This is a genomic window from Streptomyces sp. NRRL B-1347, from assembly GCF_000720325.1.
Lineage (GTDB): Bacteria > Actinomycetota > Actinomycetes > Streptomycetales > Streptomycetaceae > Streptomyces.
Window position 1 is genome coordinate 94,486 of record NZ_JOJM01000027.1, and the last position, 22,522, is coordinate 117,007.

The following is a 22,522-nucleotide window of genomic DNA, read 5'->3' on the forward strand; positions in this document are numbered from 1 at the left end:
CGTTGCATCCGGCCGGGTGCGGCGGGCGAGTTGGCGCGAGGGCTGAACGCGTGTCGCGTGTCCCCCGTACGTACCAACGACGGCGAGTGCGGGGGATCACGGGTTGCCCGAAGATCCTTGCCGTGACGGAACCGTTGCCGTTCCGTCGGCCGTCCCCAACGGCACCGGCATAGTGTGGGGTGCCGTTCATCAGCAGCAAGGCGTTCAGAACCTCTGAGCACCGCGATGCCCAGTGATGAACGGCACTGCTGCGACAGACGTACGGAACTCGTACGAACAGAGCCCGTACGAAATGGCGTACGACGCCACGATGTCCGGCATTTTGAACGATTCGAGGCCCAGGGGGATTCTCACCATGCGACCCATACGTCCGCTCTTCACCGCCCGTCGTGGGAGAAGCGCGCGCGGCAGAACCTCCCCCGTGGCGGCCGCTGTCGCGCTCGGCGCGGCCCTCGTCCTGACGGCGACGGCCTGTGGTCCCGGCGACGACAAGGACGACTCGTCCGCGTCCCAGCCGGGCGGCAGCGGCGACGGCGACGGCAAGATCCAGCTTCCCGGCGACATCGAGGACCGGCTCAAGGAGCACGGCATCGACATCGACAAGTGGAAGGACGGCGCCTGGCGCAACTGGGACAAGGACGACTGGCTCCGCGAGGCGGGCGATTTCGTCAATCCGATCATCGAGGGCCTGTGGGACCCGGACCGCATGCGGGACGCCGACAAGAACCCGGACCGGGGCGTCGACGACAACGACATCTCCGGTGACCAGGGCGTGACGGACCCGACTCCGAAGCCGGTCGAGGCGGCGTCCGTGAAGGCGCCGTATCACGACCAGGTCCCCGCGGCCGGGAAGCTGTTCTTCGACGGCCCCGAGGGCTCGATGGTCTGCTCGGCCACGGTCGTCAAGGACCCGAAGAACCCCGGCAAGTCGAACATGGTGTGGACCGCGGGCCACTGCGTCCACGCGGGCGCCAAGGGCGGTTGGTACCGGAACATCGCCTTCGTCCCCTCGTACAACAACGAGGGCAAGGCCGCCGCGCAGCTTCAGGGCGCGCCCAAGGAGGAAGTCGCTCCGTACGGCGTGTGGTGGGGCGACTGGGCTCAGACCTCCGACCAGTGGATCGAGCAGGGCGGTCCGACCGGCGGCAAGGGTGCTCCGTACGACTTCGCGGTGATCCACGTGACGCCGGAGAAGGGCAGCGAGGGCAAGTCCCTGGAGGAGACGGTCGGCGCGGCGCTGCCCGTGGACTTCAACGCTCCGGCCGTTCCGGACATCAAGGACATGACGGCGACGGGCTACCCGGCGGCGCCGCCGTTCGAGGGCCAGGAGCAGTTCCAGTGCGCGGACAAGCCGGGCCGGCTGTCGATCAGCGAGCCCGACCCGACGATGTACCGCATCGGCTGCACCATGACCGGCGGTTCGTCCGGCGGTGGCTGGGTCGCCGCGGGCAAGGACGGCAAGCCCGCCCTGGTGTCGAACACGTCGATCGGCCCGGTGACGGCCGGCTGGCTGGCGGGCCCGCGCCTGGGTGACGAGGCCAAGGGCATCTACGACGCGGTCAGCAAGAAGTTCGCCGGCCGGTAGCAGCAGCTCACAGGCTGTCGGCAGCTTCCGGAAGTGCGCGCGGCGCACGGTGGGTTCGCTCGCGAGAGGGAACCCACCGGCCGCGCGCGACCGGGGCGCGGTGCCATCCGCGCGCGGCGCGCATCCGCGCCTCGGAGCTCCACTTTGTGCGCGTACGCGTCCGTACGCACCCATCCGCACCCGTACGCATCCATACGTCGGCGTACGTAGACGTACGAGGCGTACGCCGAGGGGACGGCGAAACCTTCACGGCCTCGTCGCCGTTCGTCCCCAACTGCACAGGCATAGTGGGAGGCCACGTCGGCCCGGGCGGCGGATGCCGCGCCCATGCCTGACACGCACATGGCAAACACACGTTCCTACGGGGGTTACAGCTCCATGCGTTCCATTCGTGCGCCCTTCGCGCGCGGCCGCGGTCGTCGTACCGCGCTCGCCGTCACCGGGCTCGCCGCGGCCCTGGCACTCACCGCCACGGCCTGCGGGCCGGGCGACGACAAGGCGAGCGACAAGGCCGACTCCGGCACCTCGCAAGGTGCCGACAAGGGGTCCGACTCGGGTGGCGGCGGGCTGCCCTCCGACCTCACCGACCGGCTCAAGGAGCACGGCATCGATCCGGACAAGTGGAAGGACGGTGCCTGGAAGGACTGGAGCAAGGACGACTGGCTGCGCGAGGCCAAGGACTTCGTCAACCCGGTCATAGAGGACCTGTGGAAGCCCGAGCGCATGCGCAAGGCCAAGGACCCGAACAAGACGATCGCGGCGAAGGACGCGGCCGCCGACCAGGGCGCGACCGACCCCGAGCCCGAGCCCGTCCGGGCGGAGCCCGAGAAGACGCCGTACCACGAGCACGCCGCGCCCGTCGGGAAGATCTTCTTCGACTCCCCCGAGGGCTCGATGGTCTGCTCGGGCACGGTCGTGAAGGATCCGCGCAACCCGGGCAAGTCCAACCTCGTGTGGACCGCGGGCCACTGCGTGCACGCGGGCTCGAAGGGCGGCTGGTACCGCAACATCACCTTCGTGCCCGCCTACAACGACCTGGGCAAGTCCGAGGCGGAGCTGGGCAACGCCGCCCCGCAGGAGGTCTCCCCGTACGGCCAGTGGTGGGCGGACTGGGTGTCGACCTCCGGTGAGTGGATCGACCAGGGCGCCGCGTCGGGCGGTGCCGGTGCGCCGTACGACTACGCCGTGATGCACGTGAAGCCGCAGCAGGGCAGCAAGTCCCTGGAGGAGACGGTCGGCAACGCACTGGATGTCGACTTCTCGACTCCGTCCGCGCAGAGCGTGGGCTCCATGGGCGCCTGGGGCTACCCGGCCGCGCCCCCGTTCAACGGCCTGACCATGCACAAGTGCATCGGCAAGCCGGGCCGTCTGTCGCTGGACCCGGCGCAGCCGACGATGTACCGCATCGGCTGCACGATGACCGGTGGCTCGTCCGGCGGCGGCTGGTTCCGCAGGGCGGACGGCGGCGAGACCAAGCTGGTGTCCAACACCTCGATCGGCCCGGCGGAGAACACCTGGCTGGCAGGCCCGCAGCTGGGCTCCGGCGCCAAGCAGGTCTTCGACATGATGAGCGAGAAGTACGGGGCGCAGTGATCCTCCGCGGGATCACTGCGGGGATGCCGTGAGTGCCGTTCACGGGTTCATCGCGGGCATGCCGTGAGTGCCCGAGTGCCCCTCACGGCACGAGTCCCGTGACCGCCCCGGCCCGAGCGGCGCCACGCGACGGCCGCCCGGCAAGGCGGAGGCCCCGCCCCCTCGTGAGGGGGCGGGGCCTCCGCCTTCTGCTTGCGCGAGCCGCGTCGGCGTCAGTGCGTCGCCGGGACGAACGGCGCCAGCTCCGCCGCCAGCTCCTCGTGCACCCGGGCCTTGAGCAGCGTGCCCTCGGCGGTGTGCTCCTCGGAGAGCACCTCGCCGTCGGCGTGGGCGCGCGCGACGAGCTTGCCGTGGGTGTACGGCACGAGGGCCTCGATCTCGACCTCGGGCCGCGGCAGCTCGGCGTCGATGAGGCCGAGCAGCTCTTCGATGCCCGCTCCGGTGCGTGCGGAGACCGCGATCGCGTGCCGCTGCGTGCGCAGCAGCCGCTGGAGGGTCAGCGGATCGGCGGCGTCCGCCTTGTTGATCACCACGATCTCGGGGACGTCCGTCGCGCCGACCTCGCGGATCACCTCGCGCACGGCGGCGAGCTGCTCCTCGGGGGCGGGGTGCGAGCCGTCGACCACGTGGAGGATCAGGTCGGACTCGCCGACCTCCTCCATCGTGGAGCGGAACGCCTCCACCAGGTGGTGCGGCAGGTGCCGGACGAAACCGACCGTGTCCGCCAGGGTGTACAGGCGGCCGCTCGGCGTCTCGGCCCTGCGGACGGTGGGGTCGAGGGTGGCGAACAGCGCGTTCTCCACCAGGACGCCCGCGCCCGTGAGGCGGTTGAGCAGCGAGGACTTGCCCGCGTTCGTATATCCGGCGATGGCGACCGAGGGCACCTTGTTGCGCTTGCGCTCCTGGCGCTTGATCTCGCGGCCCGTCTTCATCTCCGCGATCTCACGGCGCATCTTCGCCATCTTCTCGCGGATCCGTCGCCGGTCCGTCTCGATCTTGGTCTCACCGGGGCCACGGGTGGCGAGGCCGCCGCCCTTGCCGCCGCCCATCTGCCGGGACAGCGACTGACCCCAGCCGCGCAGCCTCGGCAGCATGTACTGCATCTGGGCCAGGGCGACCTGGGCCTTGCCCTCTCGGGACTTGGCGTGCTGGGCGAAGATGTCGAGGATCAGGGCGGTCCGGTCGATCACCTTGACCTTGACGACGTCTTCGAGGTGGATCAGCTGGCCGGGGCTCAGCTCACCGTCGCAGACGACCGTGTCGGCGCCGGTTTCGAGCACGATGTCACGCAGCTCCAGGGCCTTGCCGGAGCCGATGTACGTGGCCGGGTCCGGCTTGTCGCGGCGCTGCACGACGCCGTCGAGCACGAGCGCGCCCGCCGTCTCGGCGAGGGCCGCCAGCTCGGCGAGGGAGTTCTCCGCGTCCTGAACCGTCCCGGAGGTCCAGACGCCGACGAGGACCACGCGCTCCAGGCGGAGCTGTCGGTACTCGACTTCGGTGACGTCCTCGAGCTCGGTGGAGAGGCCCGCGACGCGGCGCAGGGCCGCGCGCTCGGCACGGTCCAGCTGCTCGCCGTCCCGCGCTCCGTCGATCTCGTGGCTCCAGGCGACGTCCTCTTCCATCAGGGCATCGGCCCGAAGACCTTCGGGGTAGTTCTGCACGAAGCTCTGTGCGTCCTGGGAGGAAGAAGAGGAGGTCATTGGGTCCTTTACGTCGATGGGAATCCGGTGCGGGGCCTCTCGGGGACGTCGACCGTCCCCTGTCGCACCCTGGGTGCGACAGTGCCTCGCCTGCGACGGCGCCACCCGTCATGTTCGACAACGCACACGACCGCCCCGGGATTCCCCGGACCGGGCGGAACCGCCCCTGAGATCTCCCTGAGGGGACATCCCGGACGGGCCGCGCCGTCGACCTGAAGATGGTTGCACGGGACGGCCCGTCTCGTCACCTGGGTTATTGCCAGGTCCGTCACCTGGTGAAACGCGGCAGTGCAGGCGACTCGGAAGCTTGATCAGTGGTGGGTGTGCCCCAGGGCTCCCCGGTCGCCGCCTGCCCGGCCGGGCTGCTTCTTGCCCGGTGCCTCCGACGTCCAGTCCGGGTGCCCCGGCATCGGCGGCGTCTTCGTGCCGTACAGCCAGGCGGCGAAGAACTCGCGCAGGTCCCGGCCCGAGACGTGGGAGGCCAGGCGCGTGAAGTCGGCGGTGGTCGCGTTCCCGTCGCGGTGGGCGCGCACCCAGGCGCGCTCCACGCTCTCGAAGGCGGACCGCCCGATCTCCTGGCGCAGCGCGTAGAGCACGAGCGCGCTGCCGTCGTACACGACAGGACGGAAGAGGCTGATCTTCTCCCCCGGCTTGGGCGCCTTGGGCGCGGCGGGCGGGCCGCCCGTGGCGCGCCACTGGTCCGAGTACCGGTAGGCCTCGCGCATCCGCGTCCGCAGCTCGTGCCCCGACTTCTCCTCGCCGTACAGGGCCTCGTACCAGGTGGCGTGCCCTTCGTTGAGCCACAGGTCGGACCAGGTGCGCGGGCTGACGCTGTCGCCGAACCACTGGTGCGCCAGTTCGTGGACCATGATCGTGTCCACGTACCACTCGGGGAACTCCGGCCGCGTGAACAGCTGCTTCTCGAAGAGCGAGAGCGTCTGCGTCTCCAGGGCGAAGCCGGTCTGGGCGTCGGCGACGAGCACCCCGTAGTTCTCGAACGGGTAGCGGCCGACCTTGCCCTCCATCCACGCGATCTGGCCGGGCGTCTTCTTGAGCCACCGTTGCAGCTTCTCGTGGCCCTTGGTCGGTACGACGTCTCGTACGGGGAGGCCGCGCGGGCCGGTGCGGTGCAGCACCGTGGAGCGGCCGATGGAGACCTGTGCCAGTTCGGTGGCCATGGGGTGTTCGGTGCGGTACGCCCACGTGGTGGTGGCCCCGGCACGCTCCGTGGCCACCGGGAGGCCGTTGGCGACGACGGTGAGCGCCTTGGGGGCGGTGACGCGGAAGGTGAACTGCGCCTTGTCGGCGGGGTGGTCGTTGCAGGGGAAGACGCGGTGCGCGGCGTCGGCCTGGTTGGCCATGGCGAGACCGTCGGCGGTGCGCACCCAGCCGCCCTCCTCCTTGCCGCCGACGGGGTGGCTGGTGTGGTGGACCGTGACCTGCATGCGCTGACCGCGCTCCACGCGCGCGTGGGGGGTGACGACGAGGTCTTCGCCGCTGCTGTCGAAGGTGGCGGGCGCGCCGTTGACGGCGACGGAGCGGACTTCGCCCTGCGAGAAGTCGAGGTTGATCCGCTCCAGCGGGGCGGTCGCGCGGGCGTCGATCTTCGTGACGGTGTCGAGCGGCTTGGCGTTGTCGCCCCCGTACGTGAAGGCGATGTCGTACTCCAGGACGTCGTATCCCGGGTTGCCGAGGTGCGGGAAGAGCCGGTCGCCGATGCCGAGCGGTGCGGCCGGCTGCGGAACGCTCGCGGCGAGCAGGGCGGCGGAGGCGGCGGTCGCCAGGAGGGCGATGGCGACGCGGACGGACGTGGGCCGCACGGCCTTGGTCCTCGGGGCCTTGGGGCGTGGGGTGAGCAGCATGAACTACCGCTATCAGCGCACACCTTCCGTGCCGTGCTGACGCGCGCCGGGCCACTCGAACGAGTCGGGGCGGGGGTGGCCGGATGCCTCAGCGACGCGGCCGGGCGAGCGGATCGGATCTCTCAGGGGGCGCGCCGGGCGGATGAGGCGCCCCTCCAGGGCACCGCTGCGGCCGCTCCAGGACGTAACCGCCGCCCCTGTAGGACGTGACCGCCATCCCTCTAGGGCATAGCCGCAGTCCCTCTAGGACGTTGCCGCGGCCCGGTGCTGTGCCCTGCTGACGTCGTACACCCCGGGTACGTTCCGCATCGCGCGCATCAGGCCAGGCAGGTGGGCGGCGTCCGGGAGTTGCAGGGTGTACGTGTGGCGGACGCGCTGCTGGCTGGGGGGCTCCACGGTCGCCGAGATGATGGCTGCGCCTTCCAGGGCGATGGCTTCGGTGAGGTCGGCGAGCAGGTGCGGCCTGCCGAACGACTCGGCGATGAGCGTGACCCGGCACTCGGCGCTGTCCCCCCAGCGCACGCCCACCTCCGGGCGCCCCACGCCCTTCATGCGCGCCACCGCCGGGCAGCTGACGCGGTGGACGGTGACGACGCCGCCGCGCACCGCGAAGCCCGTGACCTCGTCGGGCGGTACGGGCGTACAACAGCCCGCGAGGCGCACGGTCGCGCCCTCCCGGTCGACCACGACGTTCGCGGCGGCCGGGCGCAGGGCCGCCGGCACCGGCGGTCGGGGGGCGGACGCGGGCACCGCCGCCGGGGGCAGGTCCGCCGTCGCGGGCAGGCTGGGGGCCGGGGTCGGATGGGAGGCGAGCCAGCGCCGGATGGCGATCCGCGCGGCGGGCGTACGCGCGTGGTCGAGCCATTCGCGTGAGGGCCCGGAGGACGGGTCCTGCCCCATGAGGAGCTGCACCGAGTCGCCGTCCCGCAGGACCGTGCTGAGCGTCGCGAGGCGGCCGTTCACGCGCGCGCCGATGCAGGCGTGGGCGTCCTCGCCGTACTGGGCGTACGCGGCGTCGACGCAGCTGGCGCCCGCGGGCAGCCCGAGCGTGCCGCCGTCGGGGCGGAAGACGGCGATCTCGCGGTCCTGGGCGAGGTCCTCGCGGAGCGTGGACCAGAACGTGTCGGGGTCGGGCGCGGCCTGCTGCCATTCGAGGAGGCGCGAGAGCCAGCCGGGCCGGGTGGGGTCGGCGCGCTCGCCGTCGACGGGCTGCTCCTCCACGGGGGGCGCGTACGGGCTGCGCAGGGCGACGACGCCCGCCTCGGCGACGCGGTGCATCTTGTGGGTGCGGATGAGGACTTCGGCGACCTCGCCGTCGGGGCGCGCGACGGCCGTGTGCAACGACTGGTAGAGGTTGAACTTCGGTACGGCGATGAAGTCCTTGAACTCCGCCACGACCGGCGTGAAGCAGGTGTGCAGCTCGCCGAGCACCCCGTAGCAGTCGGCGTCCTCGGCGACGAGGACGAGCAGGCGTCCGAAGTCGGAGGGGCGCAGTCCGCCGCGTTTGCGGTGCACGCGGTGCACGGAGACGAAGTGGCGGGGCCTGATGAGCACTTCGGCCGTGATGCCCGCCTCGCGCAGCACGCCGCGCACCTCTTCGGCGATGTCCGCGAGCGGGTCGGAGCCGTCGGCGTTCTTCGCCGCGATGAGCCCCTCGACCGCCGCGTACTCCTCGGGGTGGAGGATCGCGAAGACGAGGTCCTCCAGCTCGGTCTTCAGGGCCTGCACGCCGAGCCGCTCGGCGAGCGGGATGAGCACGTCCCGGGTGACCTTGGCGATGCGCGCCTGCTTCTCGGGGCGCATCACGCCGAGGGTGCGCATGTTGTGCAGCCGGTCGGCGAGTTTGATCGACATCACGCGGACGTCGTTGCCGGTGGCCACGAGCATCTTGCGGAAGGTCTCGGGCTCGGCGGCCGCTCCGTAGTCGACCTTCTCCAGCTTGGTGACGCCGTCGACCAGATAGCACACGTCCTCGCCGAACTCGGTGCGCACCTGATCGAGCGTCACGTCCGTGTCCTCGACCGTGTCGTGGAGCAGGGACGCGGTCAGGGTGGTCGTCTCGGCGCCCAGTTGGGCCAGGATCAGGGTGACGGCGAGCGGGTGGGTGATGTACGGCTCGCCGCTCTTGCGCATCTGGCCGCGGTGCGAGGACTCCGCGAGGACGTAGGCGCGGCGCAGCGGCTCCAGGTCGGCGTCCGGGTGGTGGCCGCGGTGGGCCTCGGCGACGTGGCTGATCGCGTCCGGGACGCGGCCGCGCGCGGCGGTGCCGAGGAGCGCGGCCCAGCCGAGTCTGCGCAGGTCGAGCCGGGGGCGGGCGCGGCGCCGCTGGCCTGGGGATCCCGCTGTCGCCGGGGGTGGGCCCGAGGGCGTCGTGGGGCCGGGCGTCGCGGGATTCGTGGCCTCCGCACTCATGGGCACCTCCGGCAGCTCCGACCGGCGGTGTACGAACGGCAGCCTGCTCCGTCCGGGCCGGTGCTTGATGCTACCGAGCCCATCACGCGGTGCTGACCCGCTCTCGCCGAGCGTGAAACGGATCACCCATTCGAGCGACAGTTCTGTGAAGTGCTGTTTCGAGTGATGATTCGACTGGGACGAGTACTGATTCGACACCAGGGAGCCCCATCGTGACGGGGCAGCCTCCCGTTTCGACTGTTTCACCCGCCGTACGGGCGCCCGGCGGCGCCGGAAGCGGTTGCGCGGTGTGGGTGCGGCCACGTGGCGCAGAGACGGCGCCCTGACGCTCCGCAGGGGGCCCGGAGCGTCCGTCGCGGGTTCACGGGTCCGCGCCGGGCACGGGGCCCGTCGCGGCACTCCTCGCGCGCGTGCGGCAGCCTCAGCGCGTGACGGCGGCCAGCCACTCCGGGTCGATCTCGCCTTCGGCGACGATCACGGCGGGGCCCGTCATCTCGATCTCGCCGTCGGGCCGCTCGGTGATCACCAGGGTGCCGCCGAGCACGTCCACGGTGTACGTCACCGGGGTGCCGGTCGTCGCGGGGTCCAGGCCGTCCCTGCGGGCCGCGGCGACGGCGACGGCGCACGCGCCCGTGCCGCACGAGCGGGTCTCGCCGACGCCGCGCTCGTGGACGCGCATGGCGACGTGGCGGGGGCCTCGGTCGACCACGAACTCCACGTTCACCCCGTCCGGGTACGCGGTGGCCGGGGTGAACGGCGGCGGGTCGTAGAGGGTGCCCGCGTGCGCCAGGTCGGCCACGAAGGCGACGGCGTGGGGGTTGCCCATGTTCACGTTGCGGGCGGGCCAGTGGCGGTCGTCCACGGAGACCGTGACGTCGCCTTCGGGGAGTGCGGCCTTGCCCATGGCGACGGTGACGTCCCCGTCCGGGCCGCCGGGGGCCGCGGGCTTGGCGATGTGCACGCGCTTCACTCCGCCCCGGGTGGCCACGGCCAAGTCGCCCTCGCTGACGAGCCCGGCGCGCTGGAGGTAGCGCGCGAACACGCGCACGCCATTGCCGCACATCTCGACGATCGAGCCGTCCGCGTTGCGGTAGTCCATGAACCACTCGGCCTCGGCGGCCAGATGCCGCGCGTCCGGGTGCGCGGCGGAGCGCACGACGTGCAGCAGGCCGTCGCCACCGATGCCCGCGCGCCGGTCGCACAGGGCGGCGACGGCGGTCGGGGACAGCTCGATGGTGTTGTCGGCGTCGGGGACGATCACGAAGTCGTTCTCGGTCCCGTGCCCCTTGAGGAAGGCGATCGGCGTGCTCATTCCTCGATCGTACGGGGTGGGTACGACACCGGCGGGAGAGCGGTCCGGCGCAGCGTCCGGCTCAGCGGAGCCGGGCCACCCGCCACACCGCGAGGACGGCGGCGACGGCGACGACCAGGGTGTACGCGGAGACCACCCGCCAGTCCGGGCGCCGCCCCGAGCCGCGCTCCGGCAGGCCCGGCCAGGTGTAGCCGACGCGGCGGGCGGCCATCATGCCCCAGCCCGCCGCGCAGGAGCTGATCAGCAGCCCGAGCATGGCGACCACGGCACCGCCGTCGCCGAACTCGAAGGCCAGCGGGAAGGCGAACATCAGGGAGCCGACGGCGGCGAGGATCACGATCGGGGCGAGCTGCCAGATGCGCAGTCTGCGCTGGGGGCGCAGTTCGACCTCGACCTCGGGCTCCGCGGCCAGCTCGGCCTCGGTGGGTCCGTCGTCGGTCACGCCACCCACGGTCACGTCCTGGTCGTCCGGGCCGTCCGGGCTGAGCCGCGCCCCGTCAGGAGCGGTGTGCCGCTCGCCGTCATGTGCGGTGTCACGAGGGCCGGCCTCCATCGCCACGCGCCCTCCCACTTCGGACTCCACTGGTCGATCGATGGTCGATGATGGCACGGCGTCAGGTGCCGCGATGACCGGCGGAGCGTCCCGATGCCATCACGTGATCAGGCTGTGACCGCTCGTTCGACCAACGCCACTGCTTGCCCGGGGAGTTCCCCGCGGTCGGCGACCGCTCCGCTGAGCCAGTGCACCCGGGGGTCGCGGCGGAACCACGAGTCCTGACGGCGCGCGAAGCGCTTGGTGGCGCGTACGGTTTCGGTGCGCGCTTCTTCCTCGGTGCACTCCCCCGCGAGCGCCGCGAGGACCTGCTGATACCCGAGCGCGCGGGACGCCGTGCGCCCCTCCCGCAGTCCCTGCGCCTCCAGCGTGCGCACCTCGTCGACGAGCCCCGCCTCCCACATGCGGTCCACGCGCACGGCGATGCGTTCGTCCAGCTCGGGCCGGCCCACGTCGACGCCGATCTGCACGGTGTCGTACACGGACTCGTGGCTGGGCAGGTTGGCGGTGAAGGGCTTCCCCGTGATCTCGATGACCTCCAGGGCGCGGACGATCCGGCGGCCGTTGCCGGGCAGGATCGCCCGGGCCGCGTCGGGGTCGGCGGCGGCGAGCCGGGCGTGCAGCGCGCCGGGGCCGTGCAGTTCCAGCTCCGCCTCCAGACGGGCGCGCACGGCGGGGTCGGTGCCGGGGAAGTCCAGGTGGTCCACGGCCCCCCTGACGTACAGGCCGGAGCCGCCGACGAGGATCGGCCACCGGCCGTCGGCGAGCAGCCGGTCGATCTCGGCGCGCGCCAGCTTCTGGTACTCGGCGACGCTCGCCGCCTCGGTGACGTCCCAGATGTCCAGGAGGTGATGCGGGACGCCGTCGCGCTCGGCGGGCGTCAGCTTGGCGGTACCGATGTCCATCCCCCGGTACAGCTGCATCGAGTCGGCGTTGACGACTTCGCCGCCGAGATGCTGCGCAAGGAAGACTCCCAGATCGGACTTTCCGGCCGCGGTGGGCCCGACGACGGCGATGACCCGCGGGGCGGGGGCTGCACTACTCACCGCCCCAGTCTCGCAAATCACGCCGCGACTGCCCGAACGAGCTACGTGACGGCACGGCCGCGGGGTCGTTGCCTGTTGCGAGGTCCCGGCCGCCGGTTTCGAGGCCGGTAACCCGGGCGACGCAATCTGACGCACCGGGCGGCGCGGGATTTCGCCCACACGAGTAACGTATGGAGTAGTAATGGGTGTTTTTTCACGGTTCCGCCGCAAGAAGTCCGAGGCATCGGCTGAGGAGGCAGCGGCGGCGACGCTCACGGCGGAGCCGGAGGGTGCCGCGGAGTCTTCCGATGCCACGGAGGCCGCCGAGACCGAGGCGGCCGCCGAGGGCGATGCCACGAGTGAGGCGAAGGGCGAGGCCGAGGGCGGCAAGGACGATACGGGCGACAAGGCGGAGGCCACCGAGGCGGCCGCCACGGAGAACGTGGAGATCCCCAAGCAGCAGTCCGCCCAGGAGGCGGCCGACAACGAGGCCGGTGAGGGCGCCCGTAAGTGACTCCCGGTGAGGGAAGGTGAACCCATGGGCTTCCTGCAGAATCTGAAAGCCAAGCTCGCCCCCGCGAAGGACAAGGTCTCCGGCCTCGCGCAGCAGCACGGGGACAAGATCGACCAGGGTCTGGACAAGGCCGCGAAGATGGTCGACAGCAAGACCAAGGGCAAGTACAGCGACAAGATCCAGACGGGGACGGGCAAGGCGAAGGACGCCCTGGATCGCCTCGCCGGGAGCCAGGACGGCAAGGGCACGGGGGACGGCACGACTCCCCCGTCGTCGCCGTCACCCCCGTCGGCCTCGTGAACACACCGACGGACGGCCGTGAAGCGCGCTCAGCTTCACGGCCGTCGGCGTGTGCGGGAGGCGTACGGCCGTCGGCGTGAGCGGGAGCGAGCGCTCCACGGGGACCGCTCCACTGGGGCCGGGCCGCTGGGGCCGGGCCGCCGAGGCCGAGCGGCCGCCAGGCCGCCGCCGGGCCGCCGTCCAGGGCGTGCCCGCCTAGGACCAGGCCGCCACCAGATAGCCCACGCCGTACGGCGCGTCGTCGAAGAGCAGGGCACCGCGCAGGCCCGCCCCCTCGGCGGCGCCCGCGAGCACCTGCCAGGGCGCCCGGCCCGCGGCCTTCAGCTCGTACGCCAGCTCGGCGTCCAAGGTCTTGAGCGCCGCCACGTCCGCCGCGCCGAGCGACTCGGCGACGCGCGCGTCGAAGCCCTCCGCCCGGTGGTCGAGATAGCCGGGCGCCTTCAGCGTGCGGCAGGCACTGGCGTCGCCCATCACGAGGAGCGCCACCCGGTCGGCGCGGGCGGCGATGCTCTCCCCGCTCTGGATACACCGCTCGGGCGCGAGAGGTTCCCCCACGCCGAGGCCCTCCACGGGCGCGGCCGACCACTCCGTGCGGCCGAGCAGCCATCCGGCGACAGCGAGGGACGTCGGAAGCCCGTGCTCCGACGCCGTGGCGCCCTGCCCGGCGGGCGCATCGCCGAGTGTGACGTCGAGGTCCACGCCGAATCCGCGGAACGATCCGGGAGCGCCCTGCGCGTGGGGGCCGCGGCCGCTCTCTTCGGCGGGGCCGACGACCACCAGGAGGTCCGGCCGGGAGGCCGCGAGGACGGCGAGCGCGTCCGAGCAGGCCGCGCGCGCGGCGTCCAGCTCCGGAGCGGCGCCCGCGGCGACCTCGGGCACGAGCAACGGCGGGCAGGGACAGACGGCAGCGGCGACAAGCATGATCCGCAGCGTAACGCGCCCCGCCGACAGCGGAGAGCCCGGCGGCCGAACGCGGGGCCAGGCGGACCGGGCGCCACAGGGGGGCGCCCGGTCGTGAACCGTCAGTCGAGGGCGCAGCCGCCGCCCGTCGCCACCGGCAGGGGCTCCGGGACGCCCACCGTAGGGAGGCCGAGCAGCACGCCGGCCGGCTTCGCGGCCTCGGCGGCGTTGCGCTTCTCCCAGGCGTCGCCCGCGCGCGTGCGGCGCACGTCGAGGGTGGGGCCCTCGGCGAGCAGGTGGTGCGGCGCCGCGTACGTCACCTCGACGGTCACCACGTCACCCGGGCGCACCTCGGCGTCCGGCTTGGTGAAGTGGACCAGGCGGTTGTCGGGGGCGCGGCCGGAGAGGCGGTGCGTGGCGCCGTCCTTGCGGCCCTCGCCCTCGGCGACCATGAGCTCCAGGGTGCGGCCGACCTGCTTCTTGTTCTCGTCCCAGGAGATCTCCTCCTGGAGGGCCACCAGGCGCTCGTAGCGCGCCTGCACGACCTCCTTGGGGATCTGGCCCTCCATGTCGGCGGCGGGGGTGCCGGGCCGCTTGGAGTACTGGAAGGTGAAGGCCTGGGCGAAGCGGGCCTCGCGGACCACGTGCAGGGTCTGCTCGAAGTCCTCCTCGGTCTCCCCGGGGAAGCCCACGATGATGTCCGTGGTGATGGCCGCGTGCGGAATGGCGGCGCGGACCTTCTCGATGATGCCGAGGTAGCGCTCCTGGCGGTAGGAGCGGCGCATCGCCTTCAGGACGGGGTCCGAGCCGGACTGCAGCGGCATGTGCAGCTGGGGCATCACGTTCGGCGTCTCGGCCATCGCGGCGATCACGTCGTCCGTGAAGTCGCGCGGGTGCGGCGAGGTGAAGCGGACCCGCTCCAGGCCCTCGATGGCGCCGCAGGCGCGCAGCAGCTTGCTGAAGGCCTCCCGGTCGCCGATGTCGGAGCCGTACGCGTTGACGTTCTGCCCGAGGAGCGTGATCTCGGAGACGCCCTCGGCGACGAGGGCCTCGATCTCGGCGAGGATGTCGCCGGTCCTGCGGTCCTTCTCCTTGCCGCGCAGGGCGGGCACGATGCAGAAGGTGCAGGTGTTGTTGCAGCCGACGGAGATCGACACCCACGCCGCGTACGCGCTCTCGCGGCGCGTGGGCAGCGTCGAGGGGAACGCCTCCAGGGACTCGGCGATCTCGATCTGCGCCTCTTCCTGGACGCGGGCCCGCTCCAGGAGGACCGGCAGCTTGCCGATGTTGTGCGTACCGAAGACGACGTCGACCCAGGGGGCCTTCTTGACGATGGTGTCCCGGTCCTTCTGCGCCAGGCAGCCGCCGACGGCGATCTGCATGCCGGGGCGCGAGGCCTTCCTCGGGGCGAGGCGGCCGAGGTTGCCGTACAGGCGGTTGTCGGCGTTCTCACGCACCGCGCACGTGTTGAAGACCACGACGTCGGCGTCGCCGTCGGAGCCTTCGGGGGCGCGCACGTACCCCGCGCCCTCCAGGAGCCCGGAGAGGCGCTCGGAGTCGTGGACGTTCATCTGGCACCCGTAGGTGCGCACCTCGTAGGTCTTCAATCCGTCCACTGCTCCACCAGCCACGTCGTCACCGCTCACCCGTCCAGGGTAAGGGCTTGGATCAGTACACCGTGCGGAGCGGCCGCGCGGCCCCGGTCCTACGGGGTCAGCGGCTCGGCGCGGGCCTCCCGGGACCGAGACGGGCGAGCCCTTGTGACGGTCCGTGCCGGAGCACCCAACTCACCCCGCTAGATTGCGTGTTGACATCCGCACCGGCCCACCCCTCGCGCCAGGAGACGATCACGTGACCGGGAACCCCTCCCCTGAGGCTCCACGGAGCGCCCAGGACCCGTCCCTCAAGGACGCAGCCGACGCCGTACGGAGCCGGATCAACACCGCGCAGCCGCACACGGCACGGATCTGGAACTACTGGCTCGGCGGCAAGGACAACTACGCCGTCGACCGCGAGGCGGGCGACCGCATCCGCGAGCTGCACCCCGGGATCGGTGACTACGCGCGCGCGGACCGGCTGTTCCTGGGCCGCGCGGTGCGCCACCTGGTGACCGACTGCGGGGTGCGCCAGTTCCTCGACATCGGCACCGGCCTGCCGACGGCCGACAACACGCATGAGGTGGCCCAGCGGATCGCCCCGGAGTCACGCATCGTCTACGTGGACAACGATCCGCTGGTCCTCACCCACGCGCGTGCCCTGCTGACCAGTTCCCCGGAGGGGCGCACCGACTATCTGGACGCCGACATGAGGGACGTCGAGAGCGTCCTGAAGCACGCGGCGCGGATCCTGGACTTCAGTGAGCCGGTCGCATTGATGCTCCTGGGGGTCGTGATTTTCATCGACGACGACCAGGAGGCCTACGGTCTCGTACGCCGCCTCATGGACGCCCTGCCCGCCGGGAGCCATCTGGTGCTGTCGCACACGATCACCAGCCCGGCGATGCCGGACGTGGACGCGGCGGTGGCCTTCTGGAACGAGCACGGCACTCCGAAGCTGACGCAGCGCACACCCGACCGGGTGGCCCGGTTCTTCGACGGCCTCGACCTGCTGGAGCCCGGCGTGGTCTCGTGCTCGCGCTGGCGCCCGGAGGGTGCCGACGACGACCCGGAGGCGCTGCCGGACGAGGTGGCCATGTACGCGGGCGTGGCCCGCAAGAGCTGAGCCGGACCGCCCCGCAAGGCACGGGGCGGCGGGCCGTCAGGGCAGGGGCGCCCAGACCGTGCGCCCCTGGGGGTCGCGTTCCGCCCGGCCGAACACCACGTCCGCGAAGTGGATGCCGAAGCCCAGCGTGCCCGGCTCGGCCAGCTCGCCCACGAGCCAGTGGCGGTACTCGGCCGCGACCTCGGGGTCGTGGTCCACGGCCGCCGACCACTCCGGGTGGGTGACCTGGACCGGCGAGTGCATGGCGTCGCCGAAGGCCAGGAGCCGCTCGCCGCCCGAGGTGATCTCAAACGTCACGTGGCCCACCGTGTGCCCCGGCCGCACGAGGGCGCGCACGCCCGGGAAGAACTCCTCGCCGTCCGTGAGGGTGCGTGCCTTGGGCGCGAGGACGGCCAGGACCTCCTCGGTCGCGCCGTGGCTCGCGGCCAGGTGGCGCTGCTCCCACTCGGGCTCTCCGAAGAGGTAGGCGGCCCGTGTGAAGGCGGGCTCGGCGCTGCCCGGGGCGGGGTTCCAGGCCCACCCGATGTGGTCGCCGTGCAGATGCGTGAAGGCGACCGCCTCGATCGTGTCGGGGGCGCGGCCCAGCCGGTCGAGGCCGTCGAGCAGCCGACCGCCGCGCAGGGCGCCTATCAGGGGGTTGTCCGGCTTGTCGGGGAAGGCCTGCGGGCCGAATCCGGCGTCGATCAGCAGGGCGCGGTCGCCGTGCTCGACGAGCAGTCCGCCGACGCTCGCCACGAGGTGTCCGTGCTCGTCCAGGTGATCCGCGTACGCCGCCCAGTCGCTCTCGGTCGTGGCGGGCAGCCAGCCGCGGGGCTTGAGGCCCACGGCACCGTCCGCCACGTAGCTGACGCGCAGCTCGCCGAGGTGGAACGTACGGGTGCGAGCGGGCCTGCGGAGCCGCTCGGCGGCGCCGCCGAGCACCTCGGTGGCGGTCTCGGACGTGGGCATGGGCCCTCCAGTGCAGTCGGTTCAGCCGTCGGCGCGGCCGTCACGCCTCGTGCCGCCGCACCGACCGAAATGTTAGAGCTAGAACCATTCGAGTTGCAACTATTGAAGTTGCATGGACTGAGTAGGCTGGGGCCATGGCGAACACGCGCGGGAACGCTCAGGAACGCGGCCAGGCGGGCCGTACGGCGCCCGCGAGCCCGGAGAGGGGCCGGACGGCCCCCGAGGCGGACGAGAGCCTCACAGCGGCCGACTGGCGCGTCTGCGGGCTCGTGAACGCCCTCGCCCGGCGCATCGAGACGCATGTGCGCGAGCACGCCACCGCCCTCGGCCTGACCGCGCCGCAGGCCGTCGCGCTGCGGGAGCTGACGGGGCCCATGACCCTGCGCGAGCTGGCGCAGCGGATGAGCTGCGAGCCGTCCAACGCCACGTTCGTCTCCGACCGCCTGGAGGAGCAGGAGCTCGTCGAGCGCCGCCCCCACCCCAGCGACCGCCGCGCCAAGCAGCTCGTCCTCACCCCCAAAGGCTCCGCACTGCGGGAGCGCCTGATGGCGTCGCTCTCCAAGGAGTCACCCCTGAGCCCCCTCTCGGACCAGGAACAGGACACGCTCCAGGAGCTGCTGATGCGGGCCGTGGTGCGCTGAGGCGCGCTCCGGCGCGGGGCGGCCCGCCCCTCGCTCCCGCCCCGCCCCTGGTCACCACGGCGAAGGGAATGGCAGGATCGCGCCCATGTTCGCGGCCCTGCCCCACCTCACCCGACGGCGCGCCCTCCAGGGCTCGGCCGCAGGCCTCGTGGTGTTCGGGCTGCTCCTGTGGTGGCTGCTCCCGGTGGGCGACGGGTCACCCAAGGGGCGGATGAGCTTCAGCACGGGCATCAAGGGCGCCGTCTACGAGACGTACGGGAACCTGCTCCGGGGCGCCGCCGCCAAGGACATGCCGGACGTCTCCATCGACCTCCTGAACAGCCAGGGATCGCAGCAGAACGTGCAGCGGGTGGCCAAAGGGAAGGCCGACTTCACCATCGCGGCGGCCGACGCCGTGGAGAAGTACCGCCTGGACGGCGGCCCCGGCGCGGACCGGCTGCGGGGCTGCGCCCGGCTTTACGACGACTACGTACACGTCGTCGTGCGCCGCTCGTCCGCCATCATGTCGGCGGGTGACCTGCGTGGGAAGAAGGTCGCCGTCGGGCAGCCGCGCTCCGGGGTGCGCCTGATCGCCGACCGCGTCCTCCAGGCCGCCGGGCTCGACCTGGAGAAGGACCTCACGGCACTGCCCGCCGGCATAGACACCGCGCCCGAGCTCCTGCGGCGCGGCAAGATCGACGCCTTCTTCTGGTCCGGCGGGCTGCCCACGACCTCCGTGCAGGAGCTCTCGGAGCGCCTCAGCATCCGCCTGGTACCGCTCGGCGACCTCGTCGACGCGCTGCACCGGCAGGGCCGTGAGTCGCGCTACTACCGTGCCGCCGTGATGCCCGCCGACGCCTACCCGGAGGCCCAGCAGAACGCGTCCGTGCGCACCCTGGCGGTGGCCAACCTCCTGGTGACCACCGACCGCGCCGACCCGAAGCTGACGGAGGGCCTGACCCGTACGGTCATCGACAGCCGGGACCGCATCGGCGCGCGCGTGCACGCCGCGCAACTGGTCGACCTGCGGACGGCCCTGTACACGCACCCCCTGGCGCTGCACGAGGGCGCGCGGCGCTACTACCGCTCGGTCAAGCCCTAGCCGCCGGCGCGCCCGCCGGAGCCTGCCGGGGCACCCCGACCGTCACCTTCAGGCCGTGCGGCTCGTGGCGCTCGTACACCAGGGAGCCGCCGCCCGCGGCGAGCAGCGCCCCGGAGATCGACAGGCCGAGACCTGAGCCCTTCACGTTCTGGTGGCGGTTGCTGCGCCAGAACCGGTCGCCGATGCGGGCCAGTTCGTCGTCGGTGAGGCCCGGGCCGCGGTCGGTGACGACGACCGTCGCCGTCCCGTCGGACGAGGCGACCTGCACCTCGACCCGCTCCCCCTCCGGCGTGAACTTGAGGGCGTTGTCGATCACCGCGTCCAGGGCGCTGGACAGAGCGATCGGGTCCGCCCAGGCGGTGGTCGCGGGGCAGTGCCCCTCCAGGCGCACGCCCCGCTCCTCGGCGAGCGGACGCCAGGACGCCACGCGCTCGGCCGCCAGCTCGCCGATGTCGGTGAGCTGGAGGTCCGCCGCCGCGTGCTCGGCCAGCGCCAGGTCGAGGAGGTCGTCGAGGACCTGGGCGAGGCGCTTGCCCTCGGTGCGGACCGAGGCGATCTCCGCATTGCCTTCGGGCAGCTCAAGGGCGAGCAGCTCGATGCGCAGGAGGAGGGCGGACAGGGGATTGCGCAGCTGGTGGGAGGCGTCGGCGACGAAGGCGCGCTGCTGCTCCAGGACGTCCTCGACGTGGTCGGCCATCTCGTTGAACGAACGGGCCAGGCGCCGGAGTTCCGGCGGCCCCCCGGCCGCCGCGACCCGGGAGGCGAGGCGTCCGGTCGCGATGTCGTGCGTGGTCGCGTCCAGGACGCCCACCGGGCGCAGGATCCAGCGGGTGAGGCGCAGCGCGGCGCCGACCGCGAGGAGCATCGCGGCCGACTCTCCCGCGACGATCAGCAGCCAGCCGTGCAGGGTCTGCGCGCGCATGCGGCCGGTGGGCGAGTCGGTGACGACGACGGCGACCACGTCACCGTCCCGGATCACCGGTGACGCCACCACGATGCGCCCACCCTCCTCCCAGGGCCACACCTGGGGCGGGTCATGGCTCCCCCGGGAGCGCAGCGCCTCCTCGAAGGCGTCGCGCACGGGGTGGCCCTGGCCCGGCAGGTACCAGGCGGCGGGGGCGTGCGCCATGGGGTAGGTGTCCCGGAAGAAGACGCCCGCCTTGATGCCGTAGACCTCGTTGTAGTAGTCGAGTTCCTTCTGGAGGGTCTCGCGCCGCTCGTCCTTGTCGCGCATCCGCGAGCCGACGGGCCGCTTCGTGACGAACTGCGCGAGCGAGGCGAAGCGCGCCGTGTCGTCGATGCGGTCGACGACGACCTTCTGCTGCTGGGCCGATGCCACGCTCACCGCGAGCGGGAAGCCGAGGGCCAGCAGGACGCCCGCCATCAGGACGATGAGCAGCGGCAGGAGACGCGCGCACACCTGACCCCGCTACGACGCCGGGGCGACGAGCCGGTACCCGACTCCGCGCACCGTCTCGATCAGGGCGGGCATGTGCAGCTTGGCCCGCAGGGACGCGACGTGCACCTCCAGCGTGCGACCCGTGCCCTCCCAACTGGTGCGCCACACCTCGCTGATGATCTGCTCCCGGCGGAAGACCACGCCGGGCCGCTGGGCGAGCAGCGCGAGCAAGTCGAACTCCTTGCGGGTCAGTTGCACCTTGGCACCGTCCACGCTGACCTGACGGGTGGGCAGTTCGATGCGTACGTTGCCGAGGCGCAGCTCCGTCTCGGCGGGGGCCGCGGCGGCCTCGGCCGTGGTCGGGCGGCGGGTGACCGCGTGGATGCGCGCGATGAGCTCCCCGGTGTCGTACGGCTTCACCACGTAGTCGTCGGCTCCGAGGTTCAGACCGTGGATGCGGGAGCGCACGTCGGCGCGCGCGGTCACCATGATGACCGGGATGCGCGTGCGCTTGCGGATCTTCCCGCAGACCTCGTAGCCGTCCTGGTCGGGCAGGCCCAGGTCGAGGAGCACCACTCCGAAGGGGGCAGCTTCGCCCGGCAGCAGGGCCTGGAGGGCCTCCTCGCCGTTGCGCGCGTGGGTGACGGCGAAGCCGTGCCGGGCCAGGACCGCGGACAAGGCGGCGGCCACGTGGTCGTCGTCCTCGACGAGCAGCAGTCTCATGCGGCCCTCCTCCAGCCCATAGGCTCCCCTGTAGTTCATCGGTCGTACCGTCAGTTCATTGATCGTTCCGCTCCCGCTCGCGCGGGGGCTACGCCCTTTGTCGTAGGCGTGCCCTACGCGCGCGTGCGCGCGGATCCAGCGGCCTGCCGGACGCTGCCGAGCGCCCCAAGGCATCCACGCCGATGGATAAGGACCGCGTCAAGGCCCTTCGGGTCACGGACACGTTCCGTTATGCACCCGGTACGCGCGCGGGGCGCCCTCTTCACACGGAGTGTCCGGTTGCGGCCGGATCGTTATGCTCAATTTCCCCTCAGATGTAATGACGCTGGTCGCACCGGGTTACTACTGTCCTCCCAACCCGAGGAGGATGGAGCAACAAGCCGTGACCGAAGTATCGGTGACCAAGGACGCCATACCCGCGGCGGACGACCTTGTCGTGCTGAAGAACGTCAACAAGCACTTCGGCGCACTGCACGTCCTCCAGGACATCGACCTGACCATCGCCCGCGGCGAAGTCGTCGTCGTGATCGGACCCTCCGGGTCCGGCAAGTCGACGCTGTGCCGCACGATCAACCGCCTGGAGACAATCGACTCCGGTGCCATCACGATCGACGGCAAGCCGCTGCCCCAGGAGGGCAAGGAGCTCGCCAGGCTCCGCGCCGACGTGGGCATGGTCTTCCAGTCCTTCAACCTCTTCGCGCACAAGACCGTGCTCGAGAACGTGATGCTGGGCCAGGTCAAAGTACGCAGGACGGCCAAGGCGGAGGCGGAGGAGAAGGCACGCGGTCTGCTCGACCGCGTGGGCGTCGGCACCCAGGCCGACAAGTACCCGGCGCAGCTCTCCGGTGGCCAGCAGCAGCGTGTGGCGATCGCCAGGGCGCTCGCCATGGGGCCCAAGGTCATGCTCTTCGACGAGCCCACGTCGGCGCTCGACCCCGAGATGATCAATGAGGTCCTCGAGGTGATGCAGCAGCTCGCCCGGGACGGCATGACCATGGTCGTCGTCACCCACGAGATGGGCTTCGCCCGGTCGGCCGCCAACCGCGTCGTCTTCATGGCGGACGGCCGGATCGTCGAAGAGGCCACGCCGGACCAGTTCTTCAGCAACCCGCGCAGCGACCGTGCCAAGGACTTCCTGTCGAAGATCCTGCACCACTGACGCGCCGCACGCGCTCCCGCGCGCGGGACGCCTCATCGCGCATGACGCTCGGCAGCGTCTCCCCCAACCTCCGCCGACACGAAGGATGTTCACC

Annotated in this window: 20 protein-coding genes; 9 read left to right on the forward strand and 11 right to left on the reverse strand. The window is 72.0% G+C overall.

Annotation, left to right across the window (positions count from 1 at the left end):
• Positions 1 to 355 precede the first annotated feature (355 nt).
• Positions 356 to 1,585, forward strand: coding sequence for a trypsin-like serine peptidase (locus tag IG74_RS0123040; RefSeq protein ID WP_030680489.1), 1,230 nt, complete (start codon positions 356 to 358; stop codon positions 1,583 to 1,585).
• 378 nt (positions 1,586 to 1,963) lie between these two features.
• Positions 1,964 to 3,178, forward strand: a complete 1,215-nt coding sequence (locus IG74_RS0123045; protein WP_030680492.1) for a trypsin-like serine peptidase — start codon at positions 1,964 to 1,966, stop codon at positions 3,176 to 3,178.
• A gap of 212 nt (positions 3,179 to 3,390) precedes the next feature.
• Here IG74_RS0123045 and hflX read toward each other — a convergent pair whose 3' ends face one another.
• The 6 genes from hflX to miaA form a co-directional block, all read right to left on the reverse strand.
• Positions 3,391 to 4,878, reverse strand: a complete 1,488-nt coding sequence (gene hflX / locus IG74_RS0123050; protein ID WP_030680494.1) for a GTPase HflX — start codon at positions 4,876 to 4,878, stop codon at positions 3,391 to 3,393.
• Between the two features lie 311 nt (positions 4,879 to 5,189).
• Positions 5,190 to 6,740 (reverse strand): M1 family metallopeptidase, encoded by a 1,551-nt coding sequence (locus IG74_RS0123055; protein WP_030680497.1) that lies wholly within the window; start codon positions 6,738 to 6,740, stop codon positions 5,190 to 5,192.
• Between the two features lie 243 nt (positions 6,741 to 6,983).
• Complete coding sequence (locus IG74_RS0123060) at positions 6,984 to 9,152, reverse strand: RelA/SpoT family protein (protein WP_030680500.1); 2,169 nt, start codon at positions 9,150 to 9,152, stop codon at positions 6,984 to 6,986.
• Between the two features lie 421 nt (positions 9,153 to 9,573).
• The gene (dapF, locus tag IG74_RS0123065) at positions 9,574 to 10,464 is read right to left on the reverse strand and encodes a diaminopimelate epimerase (RefSeq protein WP_030680503.1); all 891 of its coding nucleotides are present in this window, start codon (positions 10,462 to 10,464) and stop codon (positions 9,574 to 9,576) included.
• 61 nt (positions 10,465 to 10,525) lie between these two features.
• Positions 10,526 to 11,017: a hypothetical protein gene (locus IG74_RS0123070; RefSeq protein WP_030680506.1), complete on the reverse strand. Its 492-nt coding sequence runs from the start codon at positions 11,015 to 11,017 to the stop codon at positions 10,526 to 10,528.
• A gap of 107 nt (positions 11,018 to 11,124) precedes the next feature.
• On the reverse strand, positions 11,125 to 12,063 hold the full coding sequence (gene miaA / locus IG74_RS0123075; protein ID WP_030680509.1) for a tRNA (adenosine(37)-N6)-dimethylallyltransferase MiaA: 939 nt from the start codon (positions 12,061 to 12,063) through the stop codon (positions 11,125 to 11,127).
• A 181-nt stretch (positions 12,064 to 12,244) separates the two neighbouring features.
• On the opposite strand from miaA, the gene IG74_RS0123080 reads away from it, so the two are divergent.
• From IG74_RS0123080 to IG74_RS54220, 3 genes are all read left to right on the forward strand, one after another.
• Positions 12,245 to 12,556, forward strand: coding sequence for a hypothetical protein (locus tag IG74_RS0123080; RefSeq protein ID WP_030680512.1), 312 nt, complete (start codon positions 12,245 to 12,247; stop codon positions 12,554 to 12,556).
• Between the two features lie 24 nt (positions 12,557 to 12,580).
• Complete coding sequence (locus IG74_RS0123085; protein WP_030680515.1) at positions 12,581 to 12,856, forward strand: antitoxin; 276 nt, start codon at positions 12,581 to 12,583, stop codon at positions 12,854 to 12,856.
• A gap of 76 nt (positions 12,857 to 12,932) precedes the next feature.
• Positions 12,933 to 13,055: a hypothetical protein gene (locus IG74_RS54220; protein ID WP_267885587.1), complete on the forward strand. Its 123-nt coding sequence runs from the start codon at positions 12,933 to 12,935 to the stop codon at positions 13,053 to 13,055.
• Here the strand turns inward: IG74_RS54220 and IG74_RS0123090 are convergent.
• Entirely contained in the window at positions 13,052 to 13,777 is a 726-nt protein-coding gene (locus tag IG74_RS0123090) for a class III extradiol dioxygenase subunit B-like domain-containing protein (RefSeq protein ID WP_030680519.1), read from the reverse strand. The genes IG74_RS54220 and IG74_RS0123090 overlap by 4 nt on opposite strands.
• A 101-nt stretch (positions 13,778 to 13,878) precedes the next feature.
• The gene (gene miaB / locus IG74_RS0123095; RefSeq protein WP_037825928.1) at positions 13,879 to 15,387 is read right to left on the reverse strand and encodes a tRNA (N6-isopentenyl adenosine(37)-C2)-methylthiotransferase MiaB; all 1,509 of its coding nucleotides are present in this window, start codon (positions 15,385 to 15,387) and stop codon (positions 13,879 to 13,881) included.
• A gap of 304 nt (positions 15,388 to 15,691) precedes the next feature.
• Between miaB and IG74_RS0123100 the strand changes: the two genes are divergently transcribed.
• Positions 15,692 to 16,477: an SAM-dependent methyltransferase gene (locus IG74_RS0123100; RefSeq protein WP_030680524.1), complete on the forward strand. Its 786-nt coding sequence runs from the start codon at positions 15,692 to 15,694 to the stop codon at positions 16,475 to 16,477.
• A gap of 36 nt (positions 16,478 to 16,513) precedes the next feature.
• On the opposite strand, the gene IG74_RS0123105 is transcribed toward IG74_RS0123100, so the two are convergent.
• Entirely contained in the window at positions 16,514 to 17,425 is a 912-nt protein-coding gene (locus IG74_RS0123105) for an MBL fold metallo-hydrolase (protein ID WP_078868973.1), read from the reverse strand.
• 134 nt (positions 17,426 to 17,559) lie between these two features.
• On the opposite strand from IG74_RS0123105, the gene IG74_RS0123110 reads away from it, so the two are divergent.
• Positions 17,560 to 18,066, forward strand: a complete 507-nt coding sequence (locus IG74_RS0123110) for a MarR family winged helix-turn-helix transcriptional regulator (RefSeq protein WP_078868974.1) — start codon at positions 17,560 to 17,562, stop codon at positions 18,064 to 18,066.
• An 85-nt stretch (positions 18,067 to 18,151) separates the two neighbouring features.
• A complete protein-coding gene (locus tag IG74_RS0123115; RefSeq protein WP_030680531.1) occupies positions 18,152 to 19,147 on the forward strand; it encodes a TAXI family TRAP transporter solute-binding subunit in 996 nt (331 codons plus the stop codon).
• Here IG74_RS0123115 and IG74_RS0123120 read toward each other — a convergent pair.
• Together IG74_RS0123120 and IG74_RS0123125 are read right to left on the reverse strand one after the other, a co-directional pair.
• The gene (locus tag IG74_RS0123120; protein ID WP_030680534.1) at positions 19,137 to 20,567 is read right to left on the reverse strand and encodes a sensor histidine kinase; all 1,431 of its coding nucleotides are present in this window, start codon (positions 20,565 to 20,567) and stop codon (positions 19,137 to 19,139) included. The genes IG74_RS0123115 and IG74_RS0123120 overlap by 11 nt on opposite strands.
• A gap of 9 nt (positions 20,568 to 20,576) precedes the next feature.
• The gene (locus IG74_RS0123125) at positions 20,577 to 21,269 is read right to left on the reverse strand and encodes a response regulator transcription factor (protein ID WP_030680537.1); all 693 of its coding nucleotides are present in this window, start codon (positions 21,267 to 21,269) and stop codon (positions 20,577 to 20,579) included.
• 382 nt (positions 21,270 to 21,651) lie between these two features.
• On the opposite strand from IG74_RS0123125, the gene IG74_RS0123130 reads away from it, so the two are divergent.
• Positions 21,652 to 22,428 carry an amino acid ABC transporter ATP-binding protein gene (locus IG74_RS0123130; RefSeq protein WP_030680539.1) on the forward strand — a complete coding sequence of 259 codons (777 nt, stop codon included), beginning with the start codon at positions 21,652 to 21,654 and terminating at the stop codon, positions 22,426 to 22,428.
• Positions 22,429 to 22,522: the final 94 nt, after the last annotated feature.

What these genes read in the sequence shown, in the direction of transcription:
- IG74_RS0123115 (WP_030680531.1), top strand. Translation starts at nt 18,152, where the DNA reads ATGTTCGCGGCCCTGCCCCACCTCACCCGACGGCGCGCCCTCCAGGGC.
- dapF (WP_030680503.1), bottom strand. Translation starts at nt 10,464, where the DNA reads ATGAGCACGCCGATCGCCTTCCTCAAGGGGCACGGGACCGAGAACGAC.
- IG74_RS0123110 (WP_078868974.1), top strand. Translation starts at nt 17,560, where the DNA reads ATGGCGAACACGCGCGGGAACGCTCAGGAACGCGGCCAGGCGGGCCGT.
- IG74_RS0123085 (WP_030680515.1), top strand. Translation starts at nt 12,581, where the DNA reads ATGGGCTTCCTGCAGAATCTGAAAGCCAAGCTCGCCCCCGCGAAGGAC.
- IG74_RS0123070 (WP_030680506.1), bottom strand. Translation starts at nt 11,017, where the DNA reads ATGGAGGCCGGCCCTCGTGACACCGCACATGACGGCGAGCGGCACACC.
- IG74_RS0123125 (WP_030680537.1), bottom strand. Translation starts at nt 21,269, where the DNA reads ATGAGACTGCTGCTCGTCGAGGACGACGACCACGTGGCCGCCGCCTTG.
- IG74_RS0123105 (WP_078868973.1), bottom strand. Translation starts at nt 17,425, where the DNA reads ATGCCCACGTCCGAGACCGCCACCGAGGTGCTCGGCGGCGCCGCCGAG.
- IG74_RS0123055 (WP_030680497.1), bottom strand. Translation starts at nt 6,740, where the DNA reads ATGCTGCTCACCCCACGCCCCAAGGCCCCGAGGACCAAGGCCGTGCGG.
- IG74_RS0123040 (WP_030680489.1), top strand. Translation starts at nt 356, where the DNA reads ATGCGACCCATACGTCCGCTCTTCACCGCCCGTCGTGGGAGAAGCGCG.
- hflX (WP_030680494.1), bottom strand. Translation starts at nt 4,878, where the DNA reads ATGACCTCCTCTTCTTCCTCCCAGGACGCACAGAGCTTCGTGCAGAAC.
- IG74_RS0123045 (WP_030680492.1), top strand. Translation starts at nt 1,964, where the DNA reads ATGCGTTCCATTCGTGCGCCCTTCGCGCGCGGCCGCGGTCGTCGTACC.
- IG74_RS0123090 (WP_030680519.1), bottom strand. Translation starts at nt 13,777, where the DNA reads ATGCTTGTCGCCGCTGCCGTCTGTCCCTGCCCGCCGTTGCTCGTGCCC.
- IG74_RS0123080 (WP_030680512.1), top strand. Translation starts at nt 12,245, where the DNA reads ATGGGTGTTTTTTCACGGTTCCGCCGCAAGAAGTCCGAGGCATCGGCT.
- IG74_RS0123060 (WP_030680500.1), bottom strand. Translation starts at nt 9,152, where the DNA reads ATGAGTGCGGAGGCCACGAATCCCGCGACGCCCGGCCCCACGACGCCC.